Origin of the sequence: Mesorhizobium sp. M7A.F.Ca.US.008.03.1.1 (genome assembly GCF_003997495.1) — a bacterium.
In the GTDB taxonomy this organism is placed as follows: domain Bacteria; phylum Pseudomonadota; class Alphaproteobacteria; order Rhizobiales; family Rhizobiaceae; genus Mesorhizobium.
Genome location: NZ_RZRU01000002.1, coordinates 434867 through 453025 on the forward strand (window position 1 = coordinate 434867; position 18159 = coordinate 453025).

Consider the following 18159-nt stretch of genomic DNA (forward strand, 5'->3'; position numbering starts at 1 on the left):
GCATTTTCAGTGCCTGCCCGGAGACTGCCATGACTGACTTCCAGATCTTCGCCCACCTCGCCTCGATCGATCTCGGCGAGCCCGAACCCAAGCCGACCTCGATCAGCGGCGATCAGCTCGAAGCGTCGAAGACGCTGTGGACCTCGCCGGACGGCACACTGGAAGTCGGCGTTTGGGAGTGCACATCAGGCCGCTTCACGGCCTCGCGCGACAGCAATTCCGAAACCTGCCACATCGTCTCGGGCCGCGTCTCGCTGCATGGTCCCGATGGCCGCAGCGAGGACGTCGGCCCGGGCGAAATGCTGGTGCTGCCGAAAGGCTGGAAAGGCGAATGGACGATCCACGAGAAGACGCGGAAGCTCTACATCCTGCACTTCGAGGCGTGATCCGGCTGGTACAGCCGCTACTCGTCGTCTGAACGATTGCTCTCGGTGACAACAGGCTTGCCTTCTATCACCTGCCGCAAGGCGTCGTTGATGCGGTCCTGCCAACCGGGACCGTCCTCCTGGAAATGGTCAAGCACGGCGCGGTCGATCCGGATCGAAACAAGCTCCCTGACGCCTGGAGCGGCCGAAGGCTCACGAACCGGGGCAGCCGGCTTCTTTACTGGCTTGAAAGCCGCCTCGGCGGCCGTCATTGGATTTGTCGGTCGGCGCGGAGGATTTGCCATTGGGTGCCCCTGACTGAAGACGATTCGTGCTCGACACTGCAAGCTTGCACCACCTTAGCCCAACCAGCGTCGTCGCGCAGGTCCCCTTTGGTCAGGACGATCACTCGGCTGCCTGGAGACTCTGTGCGTTGATGATCACCCTGATCTCGGCGCGGCAGGAGCCGCAATTCGTGCCGGCATTCAGGGCCGCACCGATTGCCGCGACGCTGCCGCAGCCGCCGCGCACCGCTTCCGCGATCTGGTTGGCGCCGACGCCGAAACAGGAGCAGACGATGGCGCCGCGGTCGACGTCGATCCCGCCCGGCCGCCCGGCCACGATAGCCAGCCTGCCGCGCCGATCGACATGATCGGCGCTCAACTGTTCCGCCGCCCAGCCGCGCGACACGGCCACCGGGCCGGGTGCGACGAACAAGGCCCCGGACAGTTGATCCCCGTCGAAGGCGGCGATGCGATGCTGGCCGGCGTCGCGGTCGTGATAGGCAAGCATTTCCGCGCCCGGTGACGCGCCGGACAGCGACCCGGCAAAGCTGGCCCAGTCGATCTGGTCGTCGGCAAAGGCAAGTTCGACCCGCCAGCCGCCCTTGCATTTGGCCATGGCCCAGTAGGCCGCAGTATCAGGCGCCGGTCTCTGCCGCGTCACAGCAAAGCCGAAGGCCTTTGCCGTGAATTTCTCAATACGGGCAGCGACATGTTTCAGCGCCGGCTGGCCGGAAATCGGATCGGTGAGCGGCGCGGTCAGCGTGTCGAGCCGGCCCTTGGCGGAAAACTGATCGGTCCAGTGCATCGGTGCAAACAGGCTGCCCTGGCGCTGGCGCGCCGTCACCAACGCACGCACCAGCACGTCGCCGCGCGGACTGGAAACGCGTGCGATGTCGGCGTCGCCAATGCCAAAGCGCTGCGCATCCGCCGGGTGGATTTCGACGAAGGGTTCGGCGATGTGCTGCGAAAGCCGCGGGCTTTTCCCCGTCCGCGTCATGGTGTGCCAATGGTCGCGGATACGGCCGGTGTTGAGGATCAGCGGATAGTCGGGGCTGGTGCGGACTTCCGTGGTCGGGCGGATGGCGATGAAGCGCGCTTTGCGGTCGGGCGTGTAGAAATCGCCGTTGGCGAAGAAGCGGGTGTTTTCGCCCCCTGGTTTAAGTCCAGCTTGAGCGCCCCCCTCTGGCCTGCCGGCCATCTCCCCCTCGAGGGGGGAGATTGGCAGCTTCGCCGACTGCCCTTGGTTTGCGAAGTTGGTAATTGGCGAAAGCTGTAGTGACAGCCGATCTCCCCCCCTGAGGGGGAGATGGTCGGCAGGCCAGAGGGGGGCGTCTTGGCTCGGCGCTGGCCATTGAAAGGGCTCAAGCGCCTCATACCCCTCCGTATCGATCCCGGCATGAGCCCCAATATCGAAATCCCGCACGCCGTCATTCTCGAACCCCGACAGCGCGGCGTGCTCGGCGAACACCCCCGCCGGCGACGCATAGGAAAACGCTTCGCCAAATCCCATCCGCTTGCCCACCTCGGCGACAATCCGCCAGTCGGGCCTTGCCTCCCCGGGCACGGGCAAAAAAGCGCGCTGGCGTGAGATACGGCGCTCGGAATTGGTGACGGTGCCGTCCTTCTCGCCCCAGGCGGCGGCGGGCAGCCGGACATGGGCGTGCCGGACGGTGTCGGTCTGGGCCAAGACGTCTGACACCACGACGAACGGGCACGCCTTGATCGCCGCTTCGACGGCGCCGGCATCCGGCATCGAATCGACCGGATTGGTGGCCATGATCCACAGCGCCTTGATGCGCCCGTCGGCCAACGCCTGGAACATCTCGACCGCCTTCAGGCCGGGCTTCTGCGCGATATCAGGCGCGTTCCAGAAGCGCTGCACACGGTCGCGATGGTCTGGGTTTTCGATCTCCATATGGGCGGCCAGCATGTTGGCCATGCCGCCGACCTCGCGCCCGCCCATGGCGTTGGGCTGGCCTGTCACCGAGAACGGCCCAGCGCCGGGTTTGCCGATGCGGCCGGTGGCGAGATGGCAGTTGATAATGGCGTTGACCTTGTCGGTGCCCGAAGACGACTGGTTCACCCCCTGGCTGTAGACGGTCACTGTCTTGGCCGTCGCAGCAAACAGGCTGTAGAAACGACCAAGCTCGTCCTCGCTCAGGCCCGTGGCGGCGGCGACGCCGGCCAGGTCGAGCGCCGATGCCGCGAACAGCGCTTGCCCGAAGCCGGTCGTGTGCGTCGTGATGTAGGTACGGTCGAGCGCATTGTGCTGGCCGAGATAGGCGAGCAGGCCGGTAAACAAAGCGACGTCGCCATCGGGCGCGATCGCCAGATGCATGTCGGCGATGTCGGCGGTCATGGTGCGGCGCGGATCGACCAGCACGATCTTCATCTCCGGCCGCTTTTCCCGGGCCGCCGCGATGCGCTGGTAGAGCACCGGATGGCACCAGGCGAGGTTGGAGCCGACCAGCACGATCAGGTCGGCAAGCTCCAAATCGTCATAGGTTCCCGGCACGGTGTCGGAGCCGAAGGCGCGGCGGTGGCCGGCGACCGAGGAGGCCATGCACAGGCGCGAATTGGTGTCGATGTTGGCGGAGCCGACAAAGCCCTTCATCAGCTTGTTGGCGACGTAATAGTCCTCGGTCAGCAACTGGCCGGAGACGTAGAAGGCGACCGCATCCGGGCCATGCTGGGCGATGGTTTGCGAGAAGGTCGAGGCGACCAGGTCGAGCGCTTCGTCCCAGCCGGCGCGGCGGCCGTGGATCTCCGGATGGAGCAGCCTGCCGTCGAGGTCGATGGTCTCGGCCAGTGCCGAGCCCTTGGAGCAGAGCCGGCCGAAATTGGCCGGGTGGTCGGGGTCGCCGCGGACGGACACCTGCCCGTCCGCGGCGACCTTCGCCAGCACGCCGCAGCCCACCCCGCAATAGGGGCAGGTGGTCCTCACCTCGCGCGCTTCGTCGATCTCCATGAGTTCAGGCCGCGCGGCTGGCCAGCGCTTCCAGCGCAATGAACAGACGCTCGCCTTCGACCCGCACCGGAATGGTGCGCACGGCGCCCTCGTCGGCGCCGAGCGCCTTGCCCGTCTCCAGCAAAATCCCCCAATTGTGCAAGGGGCAGGTCACCGCCGTGCCGTGCACGATGCCCTGGCTGAGCGGTCCGCCTCTGTGCGGGCATTGGTCATCGATAGCGTAGACCTGATCGTCCTGGGTGCGGAAGATCGCGACCTTGCCTTCCGGGGTGGCGAGGCAGCGTGCGCCGCGGCGCGGGATGTCGGAAAGGGAGCCGATCGATATCCAGTTCATGGGGCATTCCTCGGCTTTGCTTGATCTGAATGCGCCAAGGCACCCCCCTCTGTCCTGCCGGACATCTCCCCCTCAAGGGGGGAGATTGGCAGCTTCACTCCCGGCGCCTTTTCTTCAACACTGGAGATTGGCGAAAGCAGGTGTAACATCCCATCTCCCCCCTTGAGGGGGAGATGGCCGGCAGGCCAGAGGGGGGTGGCTCGCGAAAACATCTCCATCACTCCGCCGCCTGCGCAAACCCGACCGAGGCCATCGGCCGGAATTCGTGCTTGTCCTTGCCGGAAACGCGTTCCGACCACGGGTCGACCTGGGCGAATTTCTGGCTGAAGACGAAGCGCTCGTAGAACGCCTTGCGCTTGTCGCCATCGTCCATGATCTGGCGCTTGATCTCGGGGATGCCGATGCGCTTGGCCCATTTGTAGATGCGCTCCAGATAGCGTCCCTGCTCGCGGTACATCTGCGTCAGCGCCACGATATGCTCAAGCGCCTCATCCTCGGTCCTGACCAGGCCGAGCACCTCGGTGCCCTTGATGTCGAGGCCGGCCGCCCCCGCGAAATGGATCTCGTAGCCGGAGTCGACGCAGATAACGCCGACATCCTTGCAGGTCGCCTCCGCGCAGTTCCTCGGACAGCCCGACACCGCCATCTTCACCTTGGCCGGCGTCCACGAGCCCCACATGAATTTCTCGATGCGGATGCCGAGGCCTGTCGAATCCTGCGTGCCGAAGCGGCACCAGTCCGAGCCGACGCAGGTCTTCACCGTGCGCAGGCCCTTGGCATAGGCATGGCCGGAGACGAAGCCGGCCTGGCCGAGATCGGCCCACACCGCCGGCAGGTCCTCCTTGCGGATGCCGAGCATGTCGATGCGCTGGCCGCCGGTGACCTTGACCATCGGGATCTCGAACTTGTCGACGACGTCGGCGATGGCGCGCAGTTCGGCGGCGTTGGTCACGCCGCCCCACATGCGCGGCACCACCGAATAGGTGCCATCCTTCTGGATGTTGGCATGGACGCGCTCGTTGATGAAGCGCGACTGGTAGTCGTCGGCATAGTCGTCCGGCCAATCGCAGACGAGATAGTAGTTGAGCGCCGGCCGGCATTTGGCGCAGCCGCAGGAGGTCGTCCACTCCAGTTCCTGCATGACAGCGGGAATAGTCTTCAGGCTCTTGGCCTTGATCAGCCGGCGCACCTCGTCATGGCCGAGGGTGGTGCAGCCGCACATCGGCTGCACCGCCGCCGGATTGTATTTGTCGCCAATGGTCAGCACCATCAGCTTCTCGACCAGCCCGGTGCAGGAACCGCACGAGGCAGAGGCCTTGGTGTGGGCGCGCACATCGTCGAGCGAGGTCAGCCCCTTGGCAGTGATTGCGCCGGTGATCTTTCCCTTGCAAACGCCGTTGCAGCCGCAGATTTCCGCATCATCCGGCAAGGCTGCAACGGCCGCCATAGGGTCCAGCGGAGCACCCCCCTGGTAGGATTGGCCGAAGATGAGCGTATCGCGCATCTCGGATATGTCGGTCTGCTTCTTCTTCAGATCGTTGAACCAGGCGCCGTCGGCCGTCTCGCCATAGAGCACGGTGCCGATGATGCGGTCGTCCTTGAGCACCAGGCGCTTGTAGACGCCAGCGGCCGCGTCGCGCAGCACGATCTCCTGGCGGTCCTCACCCTCGGCGAAGTCGCCGAGCGAGAACAGATCGATACCGGTGACCTTGAGCTTGGTCGGCGTGTCCATATGGACGAAGGCCGCCGCCTCGTTGCCGGCAAGCTGGCTGGCTGCAACCCGCGCCATCTCGTAGAGCGGTGCGACGAGGCCATAGACCTGGCCGTCGACCTCGGCGCATTCGCCGAGCGCGTAGATGTCGGGATCGTTGCTGCGCATGCCTGCATCGACGACGATGCCCCTGTTGACGGCGATGCCGGCCTGTTTGGCCAGCGCCGAATTCGGCCTGATGCCGACGGCCATGACCACCAGCGTCGCCGGAATGATGGTGCCGTCGGCCAGTTCCACCTGCCCGACCTTGCCCTTGCCTGTGATCGCCTGTGTATTGGCCTTGGTGATGACCTTGATGCCGCGCTGCTCCACTGCACGCTGCAGCAGATAACCGGCAGCCGGATCGAGTTGGCGCTCCATCAATGTCGGCATGACATGCAGCACGGTGACGTCCATGCCTTGTGCGTTCAAGCCCGCCGCCGCCTCCAGCCCGAGCAGGCCGCCGCCGATGACCACCGCCTTGGCCCGCGACTGCGCGGCGAGCATCATCGCCTGCACGTCGTCGAGATCGCGATAGGTCAGCACGCCCGGCAGATCGTGGCCGGGCACCGGAATGATGAACGGCACCGAGCCGGTGGCGATGACGAGCTTGTCGTAGGGCTCGGTGACGCCATGGTCGGAGGTGACGGTCTTCGCCGTCCGGTCGATGGCGACGATCTTGTGGCCCTTGTAGAGGGTTATGTTGTTGGCGATGTACCAACCGTCGCCATGGATGATGATCTCCTCATAGGCCTTTTCGCCCGACAGCACCGGCGACAGCATGATGCGGTCGTAATTGACGCGCGGCTCGGCGTTGAAGATGGTGACGGTGTAGCGGCCCGGAGCCTGTTCCAGCAGGTGCTCCAGCATGCGCCCAGGGGCCATGCCATTGCCGATGATGACAAGTCTTTCACTCATGGTGCTACTCCGCGGCTTCGACGAAGCGGTGGCGTTCGTAGAGGAACTTCAGCACCGCCTCGCGGCAGCGCAGGAAGGTCCGGTCGGAAGAGAGTTCGACGCGCCGGCGCGGCCGCGCCAGCGGCACGGCAAGCACCTCGCCGATGGTCGCGGCCGGGCCGTTGGTCATCATGACGATGCGGTCGGACAGCAGCACCGCCTCGTCGACATCATGGGTGATCATGATCGTCGTCGAGCCGAGCCTGGAATGGATGTCCATCACCGCGTCCTGCAGATGGGCGCGCGTCAGAGCGTCGAGCGCACCGAACGGCTCGTCGAGCAGCAGGATCTTGGGCTCCATGGCCAGCGCCCGGGCAATGCCGACGCGCTGCTTCATGCCTCCGGAGATTTCCGCCGGGCGCTTGTCCTTGGCATGCGCCATCTGCACGAGATCGAGATTGCGCATGATCCAGTCGTGCCGCTCGGCCTTGCTCTTCGAACGGCCGAAAACCTTCGATACCGCGAGGTTGATGTTTTCGTAGACGGTCAGCCACGGCAGCAGCGAATGGTTCTGGAACACCACGGCGCGTTCGGGACCGGGGCTGTCGACCTCCTTGTCCTCGAGCAGCACGGCGCCCGCGGACACCTTGGTCAGCCCGGCGACCAGGTTGAGCAAGGTCGACTTGCCGCAACCGGAATGGCCGATGATGGAGACGAATTCGCCCTTGTCGATGGTCAGCCTGATGTCTTTCAGCACCTCGCTGACCTGATTGCCACGGGCAAAGGATTTGTCGATATGGTCGAGCTTCAGATAGGCCGTCATCGCCGCTCTCCTCACTTTGCCGTTGTGCCGCGGGTGACGAAGGCGCCGACTGCCGCGACCAGCCGGTCGAGGCAGAAGCCGGTGACGCCGATATAGGCGAGCGCGACGATGATGTCGGGCAGCCGCGACGAGTTCCACGCATCCCATATGAAGAAGCCGATGCCGACGCCGCCGGTCAGCATTTCGGCGGCGACGATGGCGAGCCAGGACAGGCCGATGCCGATCCTCAAGCCCGTGAAGATGTAGGGCGCGGCGGCCGGCACCATGATCTTGACGAAGAATTCGAACTGGTTGAGCCGCAGGATGCGCGAGACGTTGCGGTAATCCTCGGGGATGTTGCGCACGCCGACGGCGGTGTTGATGATGATTGGCCAGATCGACGTGATGAAGATGACGAAGATCGCCGACGGGCTGGAATCGCGGAACGCGGCGAGCGACAGCGGCAGCCAGGCCAGCGGCGGCACCGTGCGCAGGATCTGGAACACCGGGTCGAGGCCGCGCATCGCCCAGATCGACTGGCCGACCAGCGCGCCGAGCGCGACGCCGACGATCGCCGCCAGGCCGAAACCGATGGCGACACGCTGCAGCGAGATCAGCACGCGCCATGCCAGCCCGATATCCTGCGGACCATTGTCGAAGAACGGATGCGCGATCAAATCGTAGGCCTCGTTCCACACCTGGGTCGGCGGCGGCAGGCTTGATGTCGGCGACGAACAGGCGATCTGCCAAACGACCAGCATCAGCGCGATGACGACGATGGGCGGTACCAGCGCGCTCGCCAGTTTGCCGGCGATGGCGAGCGGATCGAAGCGACGCCGCGCCCTGGCGGTGAAGGCGATGACCGCTGCCGGCTTCGCAGGAAAGGCCTTCACCTTGGTGTCCTCGATAGTCTGGATCGACATGTCTGGGGAAAACTCCTTGGGGGCAGGTAGTGATCGCAAGCGGCGCAGGGCGCCGCTTGCTGTTAGGCTACGCCGAGGCCTTGATCTTCAGGCTGTCGAGATAGGCGGACGGGTTGGCCGGATCGAAGATCTTGCCGTCGAAGAAGGTCTCGACGCCGCGCGACGACGACGCCGGAACGTCGGCTGCCGCGACGCCGAGATCCTTGGCCGCCTCGCGCCACAGATCCTCGCGGTTGACCTGATCTACCAGCGCCTTGATGTCGGTGGTCGGCGCGAACTTGCCCCAGCGGATGTTCTCGGCGAGGAACCACGTATCGTGGCTCTTGAACGGATATGAGACGCCGCCCTTCCAGAACTTCATGTAGAGATCGGTGCCGTTGGCGACGCGGCCATTGCCGTAGTTGATGTCGCCCTTGAGGCGGCCGATAATGTCGGCGACGGGCACGTTCATCCATTGCCGCTTGCCGATGATGGCGGCCATCTCGTCCTTGTTCTCAGCAGCCTCGCACCATTGCTGGGCTTCCATGACGGCCATCAGGATCGCCTTGGTGGCGTTCGGGTACTTGTCAATGAATTCGGCGCGCAAGCCGAGCGCCTTTTCCGGATGCCCCTTCCACAATTCGCCCGTCGTGGCGGCGGTGAAGCCGACGCCCTGGTGGACGAGCTGCTCGTTCCACGGCTCACCGACGCAGAACACGTCCATGTTGCCGACCTTCATGTTGGCAACCATCTGCGGCGGCGGCACGACGATGGTGGAAACGTCCTTGTCGGGATCGATGCCGCCGGCGGCCAGCCAGTAGCGCAGCCACAGATCATGGGTGCCGCCCGGGAAGGTCATGGCGGCCTTGATTTCCTTGCCGGCCGCCTTCTTGGCGGCGAAGGCGTCTTTCAGCTTCGAGGCATCGAGGCCGGCACCGGTGCCGGCATATTCCTGGGCGACCGAAATGCCTTGGCAGTCGTAGTTGAGCCGCGCCACGATCGCCATCGGCATCGGCTGGTTGTTCTGCGTCACCTTGCCGGTGTGCATGAGGTAAGGCAGCGGCGTCAGGATATGGGCGCCGTCGATGCCGTTGGCCGCGCCGCCGAGCATCAGATTGTCGCGTGTCGCACCCCAGGAGGCCTGCTTGAGCACTTCGACATCGGGCACGCCGAACTTGGCGAACAGCCCCTTCTCCTTGGCGATCATCAGCGGTGCCGCATCGGTGAGCGCAATGAAGCCGAGCTTGGCGCCGCTGACCTCCGGAGTGGCGGTCGCAGCATAGGCGCCGGAAGGGAAGAGCTTGCGGGCCGCCACGAACAGTGCCCCCGTCATCGCGCTGCTGACCAGAAAATCGCGGCGCGTCATGTCCTTGAGGGTCGTTCCAGTCCTGATCCGTTTCGTCATCGTCGTCTCCGGTTGGGCGCGGCCTGGGATCCGCGTCGTCGATTGCGTGTTGATCAAAACAAAAAAGCCGCCAGCCAGGTCTTCGCGTCCGGGTGACCGGGAGCGCGCATTGACCTGAGCGGCAGCTTTGCCTGTGGCGCCCGCCATTGGACGCCTGTTCCGTGACCCGCGAAGGGCCTGTCTATTTCAAAGCAGGAACCGTGCCAGTTTCGATAGGAATGAAAAAGATCAATGAAATCAGCAATGCATGCCGGTCACCGACACGTCGGGGCCTATGGCTGGCAGGCAAAAGATTGTTCATTAGAGCAATCGGCCGCACAATTTTTGTGCAATGCACAAGAATGGCGCGGAAATGATCAGGCTTTTGCGCGAGCCGATTTCAGGCCGGTAATGTACGCGTCGATCTCGTCCGGATCGAAGATTTGGCCGTCGAAGAACCCGTCCGGGCCAAGCACGAGGCCAGCGCCTGTCGCGCCGACCGCGGTTGCAACCTTGAGCGCGCCCTCGACTTTCGAATTGGCGCCAGGAAGCGCCACGCCAAGCGGCTTCAGCGCCGAACGATAGAGGTCTGGCCGGTAGCAGTCGCGGGCGATGGCAAGGTTTTCAGGCGTGTGCGCCACGTGCCCCCAGCGCACCATCTGGGTGTAGAACCACAGCGCATGGCTCTTCCACGGAAAGTTCGCCGCCTTGTCGAAGGGGAGGAAGAAGTCGTCGATGGTCCGCTCCCCGCCGCCGCCCAGTCGGAGATGGCCGGTCAGGATCGGCATCTGCACGGCCGGCGGCAGGCCGAGGAAGCCGGCCTGCGCCATTACAGCTGCCAATTCGCCATGGTTTGCCGGATCCTGGCACCAGCGCGCCGAGTGATGCAGCGCGCGCAGCAGCGCCGCCAAGGCCTCGGGGTTTTCGTCTGCCCAGACCTTGCGCACGCCGATCACCTTCTCCGGGCTGTTACGCCATATCCGCGCCTTGACGGTGACGATATGCCCGGTACCGGCGGCCACCGCAGCACTGTTCCAGGGTTCGCCGACGCAGTAGCCGTCGATGCGGCCCGTGGCCAGCGCATCCGCCATGAAGGGCGGCGGCACGATGACGATCTCGATTTCGCGCGTCGGATCGATGCCGCAGGCGGCGAGCCAATAGCGCAATTCGTAATTGTGCCCGGAATGGGGATGCACCACGGCAAAACGCAGCGGATCGCCACCGGCCGCAGCGCGCTCGCGGATGAGCGCGCCAAGGGAGGCGCCGGCGCGCGCCGGATCGAGGTCGGCCTCTGCGCCATGCGCCACCATCCCAGCCCAAACGGCGTTGGAGACGGTGACGCAATTGCCTCCAAGCCCGAGCGAGAACGGCACGATGGTTTCCGAAGCGAGCGGCGTCAGCCCGAGATTGCAGGCGAGCGGCATCGGTCCCAACATATGCGCGAGATGGAAGTGACCGATGGCGATGCGGTCGCGGATGTTGGCCCAGGACGTCTCGCGGTGCAGGGTGAGGTCGATGCCTTCCCGTGCCGCGAAGCCGAGCTCGCCGGCCGCGACCAGCACTGCGCTGTCGAATAGCGGCATGAAGCCGGCGGTGACCTGGTGCGCGGCAATCATGCTCATTCGTCCTCCGCCGGTCCGAGCAGCCCGGCGGCAGTCACCAGGCTCTGGGCGATGTCGCCGATCTTGCGGTTCTGGTTCATCGCCGTCTTGCGCAGCAGCGTGTAGGCTGCCTCTTCGGAGAGGCCGCGCGATTTCATCAGGATGCCCTTGGCGCGGTCGATCACCTTGCGGCTTTCGAGCTCGCCGCGAACCTCTTCCAGTTCGCGCGCCATGCGCGAAAAGGCGTTGAAGCGGCTGACCGCCATGTCGAGGATCGGCTTGACGCGCTCCTGCCGCAGACCGTCGACGACATAGGCTGAAACGCCGGCATCGACCGCCGCCTCGATCGAGGCCTGGTCGGAGCGGTCGACGAACATGGCGATCGGCCGTTTTACGGCGCGCGACAATTGGAACATGTTTTCCAGCATGTCGCGGTTCGGGTTTTCGAGATCGATGACGATGACGTCCGGCTCGATCTCGGCGATCCGCCGCGCAATGCCCGTCACGTCATGGATGACGGTGACCCGCTCATGGCCGGCCTCGCGCAGCCCCGCCTCGATGATCGCGGCGCGGATGCGGTTTTCATCGATCACCAGGACGGCGAGTGCGGTTCGAACCATGCCTGCATTGTGACCAAGCGAAGGAATTGTGCAATGCGGTATGGTTGAACAACCCGATATTCGCCGACCGCGCTGCAGGAGCCTAATCCGCCGCCAGCGCCGTCACCTCGCGGCGGAAGGGCAGTGCGTCGCCGATATCGGCTTCGTCCAACTCGCGCGCGAAGCGGTGGCCGGCATAGGTTGCCCAGGCGATCGGACCCGGAGCTTCGGCGTCGCCGATGACCTTGATCGAGCGGATTCCACTGTCGGCCCATTCGTCCCGCCGCGCCTTCAGCTCGTGCCAGGCGCCGTCGTCCTGCTGGCGCGACGTCACCAGCACGACCGCGTCAGCGGCGATGTCGCTTCGGGCGCCCGTATAGGCGCAGGCAGTGACAACCCCATCAGCCACGATGCGCGTCACGGTCCGGTTCAGCACGATCTCGACGCCGAGCTCGGCCAGCCGGCGATGGATGGCGCCCTGCTCCAGTGTGTTGCGGGTCCAGTCGGACACATAGGCCGACGGCGTCACCAGCGTCACCTTCGCGCCCTGCCGCGCCATCAGCTCGGCCAGAACACCGCCCATGTAATAGTGGTCGTCGTCGAACAGCACGACACTGCCGGTCGGCACATTGCCGCCCATCAGATCGTCCGGCGTGTAGACCGGCATGGCCGGGTCCACCGGCATGGGCACGACATGCGCGCGCGCCACGCCGTCGCGGCGCCATGTCGAGCCGGTGGCGATGGCAATGTTTTGAAAGCCGAAGGCCAGTATGTCGTCGGCCGACAATCGGCTTTCGAAATAGACGTCGACATTGGACATCTGGCTGAGCTGATACTGGCGATAGTCGCGGACGCGTCCCCATGCGGAGAGACCGGGCAAGCGGCATTCGCGCGCCACGCGGCCGCCGAGCTCGGTGCCGGCTTCGGCGATGGCCACCTGATAGCCGCGCAGGCCAAGCGCCCGGGCGGCCTCCAGCCCAGCGGGACCGGCGCCGACGATGAGCACACTGTCGCTGTCGCCTTTGGGCTGCATGCGTTCGGGATGCCAGCCCTTGCGCCACTCCTCCATGAAGGTCGGGTTCTGCGTGCAGCGCGAAATCGACATGGTCATGTCGCCGGTGATGCAGATGTTGCAGCCGATGCATTCGCGGATGTCCTCGATCCGCCCCTCCTCCACCTTCTTCGGCAGGAAGGGATCGGCAATCGACGGCCGCGCGCAGCCGATGAAATCGAGCGTACCGGACTTGATCATCTTCACCATCACGTCAGGCGACGTGAACCGCCCGACGCCGACGACCGGCTTCGAGGTCAGTTTCTTGATGCCGGACACCAGGCTCTCCTGCGCCCCCTCCTCCTTGAACCGCGACGGCCCCGAACAATCCTCCCAGGCGCCATGCGCCAGATCCCAGAGGTCGGGCAGGTCCGCATGCATCTCGATCATGTCGCGGACTTCGGAATTGGCAAAGCCGAGCTCGCCGATCATCTCGTCCAGCGACAGCCGCAGCGTCAGGCCGCAGGTGTCGCCGATGGCATCCCTGCCCTCCTCGATCAGCTCGCGCATCAGCCGCGAGCGATTTTCCAGCGAGCCGCCATATTCGTCGCTGCGCTGGTTGGTGGCCGTGGACAGAAAGTGCTGGATGATGCCGAAGCCATGCGCGCCGTAGAGGCAGACCAGGTCGAAGCCCGCCAGCCTGGCGCGTTTGAAGGCATTGCGGTGCCAGCGGCGCAGGTCACGAATATCCTGCTTGTCCATGGCGCGCGCCTGCACCGGATCGTTGGTGAAGGTCCGGATCGGCAGAGCCGACGGTCCGCGCGGCACTTCCTTGGTGTAGAGGTTCGGTCCGTTGATGCCTGAATAGGCCAGCTGGATGCCGGCCAGCGCGCCATGCTGGTGCATGGCCTTGGCCATCTTCGCCAGGGCCGGGATATCGGCATCGTCCCAGAGCCTGAGTTCGATGAAGGGCGTGATCTCCGAAGTATGGTGCATCTCGGTCTGCTCGGTGAAGATGACGCCCCAGCCGCCTTCCGACTTGATGCGGCGCATCTCGGCCGCGGCCGAGGGGTCGCGGTAGCCGCCGCCATTGCAATGCGGAACCTGATAGAAGCGGTTCTTGGCGGTCACCGGACCGATCTTCACGGGCTCGAACAGAATGTCGTAGCGTGGATCGCGCATGGAACGTGCCTTCCTGCCAGCGTCGCCTGCGGCATGCCCGATCATGGTTCGAGCCGTAGCGCAAGCGGCCCAGCTCAGTGGGTTGATGCCGTGAGACCATTCATAAGTTGCGGCAAGCGCCGGAAAACAACAGATTTCTTCTGTGCCGGTTAGGCCGCGCCTAATCGCACTTACCGGGATTAGCATCCGCTGAATCCCGGCTGAGCCAAATGCGACTTCAAGGCCACTGCCGCGCGATGCTAGATACACGCACGGCCAACGAGACATGAGACGCATGGACAGCATCCGGATTCTTGAAAAGCTGATCGCATTCCCGACGGTGAGCCGCGACTCGAACCTCGATCTCATCGGCTATGTCACGGATATGCTGGACGCGCATGGCATTGCCAGCCACATCATCCACAGCGAGGACGGCCACAAGGCCAACCTCTTTGCCACCATCGGACCGGCCGACGCTTCCGGCATCATGCTGTCCGGTCACACCGACGTCGTTCCCGTCGACGGCCAGGCCTGGACGCTGCCGCCCTTCGAGATGACGAATCGCGACGGCAAGCTTTACGGACGCGGCGCGGCCGACATGAAGGGTTTTGTGGCCTGCGCGCTCTCGGCCTGCCTCAAGGCCTCGAAAATGACGCTGCGGACACCGCTGCACCTGGCGCTTTCCTACGACGAGGAGATCGGCTGCATCGGCGTGCGCAGCCTCATCGACATGCTGCAGGCGGCCCCGCAGCGGCCGTTGCTGTGCATCGTCGGCGAGCCGACCGAGATGCATGTGGCGACGGGCCACAAGGGCAAGCTTGCCGCACGCGCCCTGTGCAAGGGACGCGAAGGCCATTCGGCGCTGGCCCCGCTGGCGCTCAACGCCATCCATCTCGGCTGCGACTTCGTCGCCGCCTTGCGCCGCGAGCAGGACAGGCTGGTGCGCGATGGCGCCCGCGACGGCGACTACGACATTGCCTACACGACCGTCCATGTCGGCAAGATCAATGCCGGCGTGGCACTGAACATCGTGCCGAACCTCTGCCAGGTCGACTTCGAAATCCGCAATGTCGCCGCCGACGATCCGCACGAGATTCTCGACCGCCTGGGCATGGAGGCCACGCGCATTGCCGCTGAAGCCTCGATCATCGCGCCCGAGGCGGCGATCGACATCGACATCACCAACACCTATCCCGGCCTGGCCACGCCAGCCAGTTCGCAGGCCGTCGCCTTCATCAAATCGTTGACCGGCGCCAACAACACCATCAAGGTGGCCTTCGGCACGGAAGGCGGCCTGTTCAGCCGTGATCTCGGCACACCGACGGTCGTCTGCGGGCCAGGATCGATGGCGCAAGGGCACAAGCCGGATGAATTCGTCAGCGTCGAGCAGATGCGCCGCTGCGACGACATGCTGGAGAAATTGCTGCAGCGGCTTGCCGACCAACAGCTTCAGCTGGCGTAGCCGGACGATTCCGGTTCCGCTGAATAGCCGAACCGGGCGCTACTTCTGCGGAAGCGCTGCCTGGCCGACGGCCCGCTCGGCGCCGAACACACCTTGCTCGACGACAAAATGCCGGCAGTGGTCGATGAACGCCTGGGCGGTTTGCGTCCGGTGTTCGGAATTGGGCAGCGCGACGCCCATGGTCAGCGGCCGCAGATCACCATCCAGCGGCACAAAGACCAGCGGCTTGCCGTCCGGCGCCAGCGTGTTGAGCGGCCGCATATTGGCGATGCCGTAGCCGAAGCCGTTGGCCACCATTGAGCGCATGACCGCGATGTCGCCGGTGCGCTCGGCAATGTTGGGCCGGATACCCCGCTGGTGGAATGCCGACAGGAAATATTCGCGGCTGTACGGCAGGTCGAGCAGCACCATCGGCTCGTCGGCCAGTTCCTCCGTCGTGATCGACGCCTTGGCCGCGAAACGATGCCCCGCCGGCAGCATGACATAGGCCGGCACCAGCATCAGCGGCTCGAAGGTCATGTCCTGCGACAGTTCGAGATCGTAGGTCAGGGCAAGGTCGATTTCACCGCGCTGCAGCATCTCGAGCAATTGCCCCTGATTGCGCTCGAACTGGCGCACGCGCACATCGGGATAAGCGCGCTCGAACCGCATCCGCAGCGCCGGCAGCACGATCTGCGCAAAGGTCAGCAGGCATCCCACGGCCAGCGGGCCGCGCACCTTCTCGGCAAAATCGCCGGCGACGTCATGCAAGGCATCGGCATCGTTGAGCAGCCGGGCGGCTTCCTTGAGGAAGATGCGGCCACCGGCGGTGAGCGACAGGCCATGCGAATGCTTGCGGACAAAAAGCTGGACGCCGAACTCGGTTTCCAGCTGCGCGATGGAGGCCGAAATCGATGGCGGCGACACATTGACCTGTTCGGCCGCCTTGGCGATGGAGCCGGCTTCGCCCACGGCAACGAAATATTCCAGCTGTCTGAGCGTGAAGCGTAGCGGCATGGCTGGCTATGTTGCCGGTTTGAGGGCTTCGATCAAGCCTAATGCATGTCGCGCAAAAGTGGCCCCGGTTTTGCGCAAACGACATGCATGGAGCAAAGGCCTGAAGCGCATTGCTTGAATCCGTTCAATCGCGATGCGCTTTGGGCGCCCATCAGTATTTGATCCATGTCGTTTTGAGCGCGGTGTATTTGTCGAGCGCATGCAGCGACAGGTCGCGGCCGAAGCCGGATTGCTTGAAACCGCCGAACGGCGTCATCGGGCTCAGCGCATCGACCGTGTTGACGGAAACCGTGCCGGCATGCAGCCGGCCGGCGATGCGATGCGCACGCGACAGGCTGTCCGTCCACAGCGATGCGGCGAGCCCGTAGGGGCTGTCATTGGCAATGCGGATCGCGTCGGCCTCGTCGTCGAAGGCGATGATCGAAAGCACCGGCCCGAAGATCTCGTCGCGGGCGAGCGGATCGGCAGGCGCGACATCGTCGAAGATGGTGGGTTGGACAAAGCTGCCGCGCCCGTTGACCATGACCAGGTCGCCGCCCGCGACCAGGCGCGCGGTTTTCTTGCCGGCCTCGACGAAGCGCATGACATTGGCCGCGTGGCGGCTATCGACCATCGCGCCCATCTTCGAAGCCGGATCGAGCGGATCGCCGGGTTGTGTGGCCGCCGCGCGCTGCACCAGTTTCTCCACCAGGGCATCCTTGACGCCGCGCTGGACGAGCAGGCGTGAGTTGGCGGAACAGACTTCGCCCTGATTGAAGAAGATGCCGAACGCCGCCATGTCGGCCGCCGCGTCGAGATCGCTGCAATCGGCAAAGACGAGGTTCGGGCTCTTGCCGCCGGTTTCCAGCCAGACCTGCTTCATGTTCGACTGCCCGGAATACTGCAGGAACATCTTGCCCACCGCGGTCGAACCGGTGAAGGCAAGGCAATCGACATCCATATGGCGGCCAAGCGCCTGGCCGGCGGTTTCGCCAAGGCCGGGCACCACATTGAGCACGCCGGCAGGCAGGCCCGCCTCCATCGCTAGCTCTGCCAGAAGCAGGGCCGACAGAGGCGACTGCTCGGCCGGTTTCAGCACCACCGAATTGCCCGCCGCCAGCGCCGGTGCACACTTCCAGGTCGCCATGTCGAGCGGGAAATTCCACGGCACCACCGCGCCGACCACGCCAAGCGGCTCGCGCCGCACCAGCACCAGATCGCCTTCGCCGGTCGGCGCAACCTCGCCATAGATCTTGTCGATGGCCTCGCCATACCACTGGAAGATCGCCGCCGAACCGGGAATGTCGACCGAGGCTGCATCCCTGACGAGTTTGCCCATGTCGAGCGATTCGAGAAGGGCCAGTTCATGCAGGTTTTCGCGCAGCAGCTGCGCCAGCCGCAGCAAGACCTCCTTGCGGTGCGCCGGTCTGGTGCGTGACCAGACGCCGGCGTTGAAGCTGCGCCGGGCGGCGGCAACCGCCAGATCGATGTCTTCCTCGCCGCAGGACGCCACCTCTGCCAGCACCTCGCCGGTTGCCGGATTGACGCTGGCGAAGGTCCGGCCCGAACGCGCCGCGACCGTCTTGCCGTCGATGAACGCCTTGTCGCGAAAGCGGATCGCGGACGCCTTGCCGATCCAGTCCTTGTGACTTAGCTCGCTCATCGCAGGTGACCCCTGTCTTGA

At 64.8% G+C, this 18159-nt stretch carries 14 protein-coding genes; 2 read left to right on the forward strand and 12 right to left on the reverse strand.

What is annotated here, in order from left to right; translation table 11 throughout:
• Positions 1–29 precede the first annotated feature (29 nt).
• Positions 30–386 (forward strand): cupin domain-containing protein, encoded by a 357-nt coding sequence (locus EOA16_RS05095; RefSeq protein ID WP_127256046.1) that lies wholly within the window; start codon positions 30–32, stop codon positions 384–386.
• A 17-nt stretch (positions 387–403) separates the two neighbouring features.
• Here the strand turns inward: EOA16_RS05095 and EOA16_RS05100 are convergent, their stop codons facing one another.
• The 10 genes from EOA16_RS05100 to EOA16_RS05150 form a co-directional block, all read right to left on the reverse strand.
• The gene (locus EOA16_RS05100) at positions 404–670 is read right to left on the reverse strand and encodes a BrnA antitoxin family protein (protein WP_127256048.1); all 267 of its coding nucleotides are present in this window, start codon (positions 668–670) and stop codon (positions 404–406) included.
• A gap of 100 nt (positions 671–770) precedes the next feature.
• Positions 771–3617 (reverse strand): nitrate reductase, encoded by a 2847-nt coding sequence (locus tag EOA16_RS05105; RefSeq protein ID WP_127256050.1) that lies wholly within the window; start codon positions 3615–3617, stop codon positions 771–773.
• Positions 3618–3621: 4 nt separating this feature from the next.
• On the reverse strand, positions 3622–3951 hold the full coding sequence (nirD, locus tag EOA16_RS05110; protein WP_127256052.1) for a nitrite reductase small subunit NirD: 330 nt from the start codon (positions 3949–3951) through the stop codon (positions 3622–3624).
• 217 nt (positions 3952–4168) lie between these two features.
• A complete protein-coding gene (nirB, locus tag EOA16_RS05120; RefSeq protein WP_127256056.1) occupies positions 4169–6619 on the reverse strand; it encodes a nitrite reductase large subunit NirB in 2451 nt (816 codons plus the stop codon).
• Between the two features lie 4 nt (positions 6620–6623).
• Positions 6624–7421: an ABC transporter ATP-binding protein gene (locus tag EOA16_RS05125; protein WP_127256058.1), complete on the reverse strand. Its 798-nt coding sequence runs from the start codon at positions 7419–7421 to the stop codon at positions 6624–6626.
• An 11-nt stretch (positions 7422–7432) separates the two neighbouring features.
• The gene (gene ntrB, locus EOA16_RS05130) at positions 7433–8323 is read right to left on the reverse strand and encodes a nitrate ABC transporter permease (RefSeq protein ID WP_127256060.1); all 891 of its coding nucleotides are present in this window, start codon (positions 8321–8323) and stop codon (positions 7433–7435) included.
• Between the two features lie 67 nt (positions 8324–8390).
• Positions 8391–9707 carry a CmpA/NrtA family ABC transporter substrate-binding protein gene (locus EOA16_RS05135; protein ID WP_127256062.1) on the reverse strand — a complete coding sequence of 439 codons (1317 nt, stop codon included), beginning with the start codon at positions 9705–9707 and terminating at the stop codon, positions 8391–8393.
• Between the two features lie 356 nt (positions 9708–10063).
• Positions 10064–11302: a CmpA/NrtA family ABC transporter substrate-binding protein gene (locus EOA16_RS05140; RefSeq protein WP_164754129.1), complete on the reverse strand. Its 1239-nt coding sequence runs from the start codon at positions 11300–11302 to the stop codon at positions 10064–10066.
• A 2-nt stretch (positions 11303–11304) separates the two neighbouring features.
• On the reverse strand, positions 11305–11907 hold the full coding sequence (locus EOA16_RS05145) for an ANTAR domain-containing response regulator (protein WP_013530455.1): 603 nt from the start codon (positions 11905–11907) through the stop codon (positions 11305–11307).
• Between the two features lie 82 nt (positions 11908–11989).
• Positions 11990–14059: an NAD(P)-binding protein gene (locus EOA16_RS05150; protein ID WP_127256066.1), complete on the reverse strand. Its 2070-nt coding sequence runs from the start codon at positions 14057–14059 to the stop codon at positions 11990–11992.
• 274 nt (positions 14060–14333) lie between these two features.
• On the opposite strand from EOA16_RS05150, the gene argE reads away from it, so the two are divergent.
• A complete protein-coding gene (argE, locus tag EOA16_RS05155; RefSeq protein WP_127256068.1) occupies positions 14334–15500 on the forward strand; it encodes an acetylornithine deacetylase in 1167 nt (388 codons plus the stop codon).
• 39 nt (positions 15501–15539) lie between these two features.
• On the opposite strand, the gene EOA16_RS05160 is transcribed toward argE, so the two are convergent.
• The gene (locus EOA16_RS05160; RefSeq protein ID WP_127256070.1) at positions 15540–16496 is read right to left on the reverse strand and encodes a LysR family transcriptional regulator; all 957 of its coding nucleotides are present in this window, start codon (positions 16494–16496) and stop codon (positions 15540–15542) included.
• A 151-nt stretch (positions 16497–16647) separates the two neighbouring features.
• Positions 16648–18138 carry an aldehyde dehydrogenase gene (locus tag EOA16_RS05165; RefSeq protein ID WP_127256072.1) on the reverse strand — a complete coding sequence of 497 codons (1491 nt, stop codon included), beginning with the start codon at positions 18136–18138 and terminating at the stop codon, positions 16648–16650.
• Positions 18139–18159: the final 21 nt, after the last annotated feature.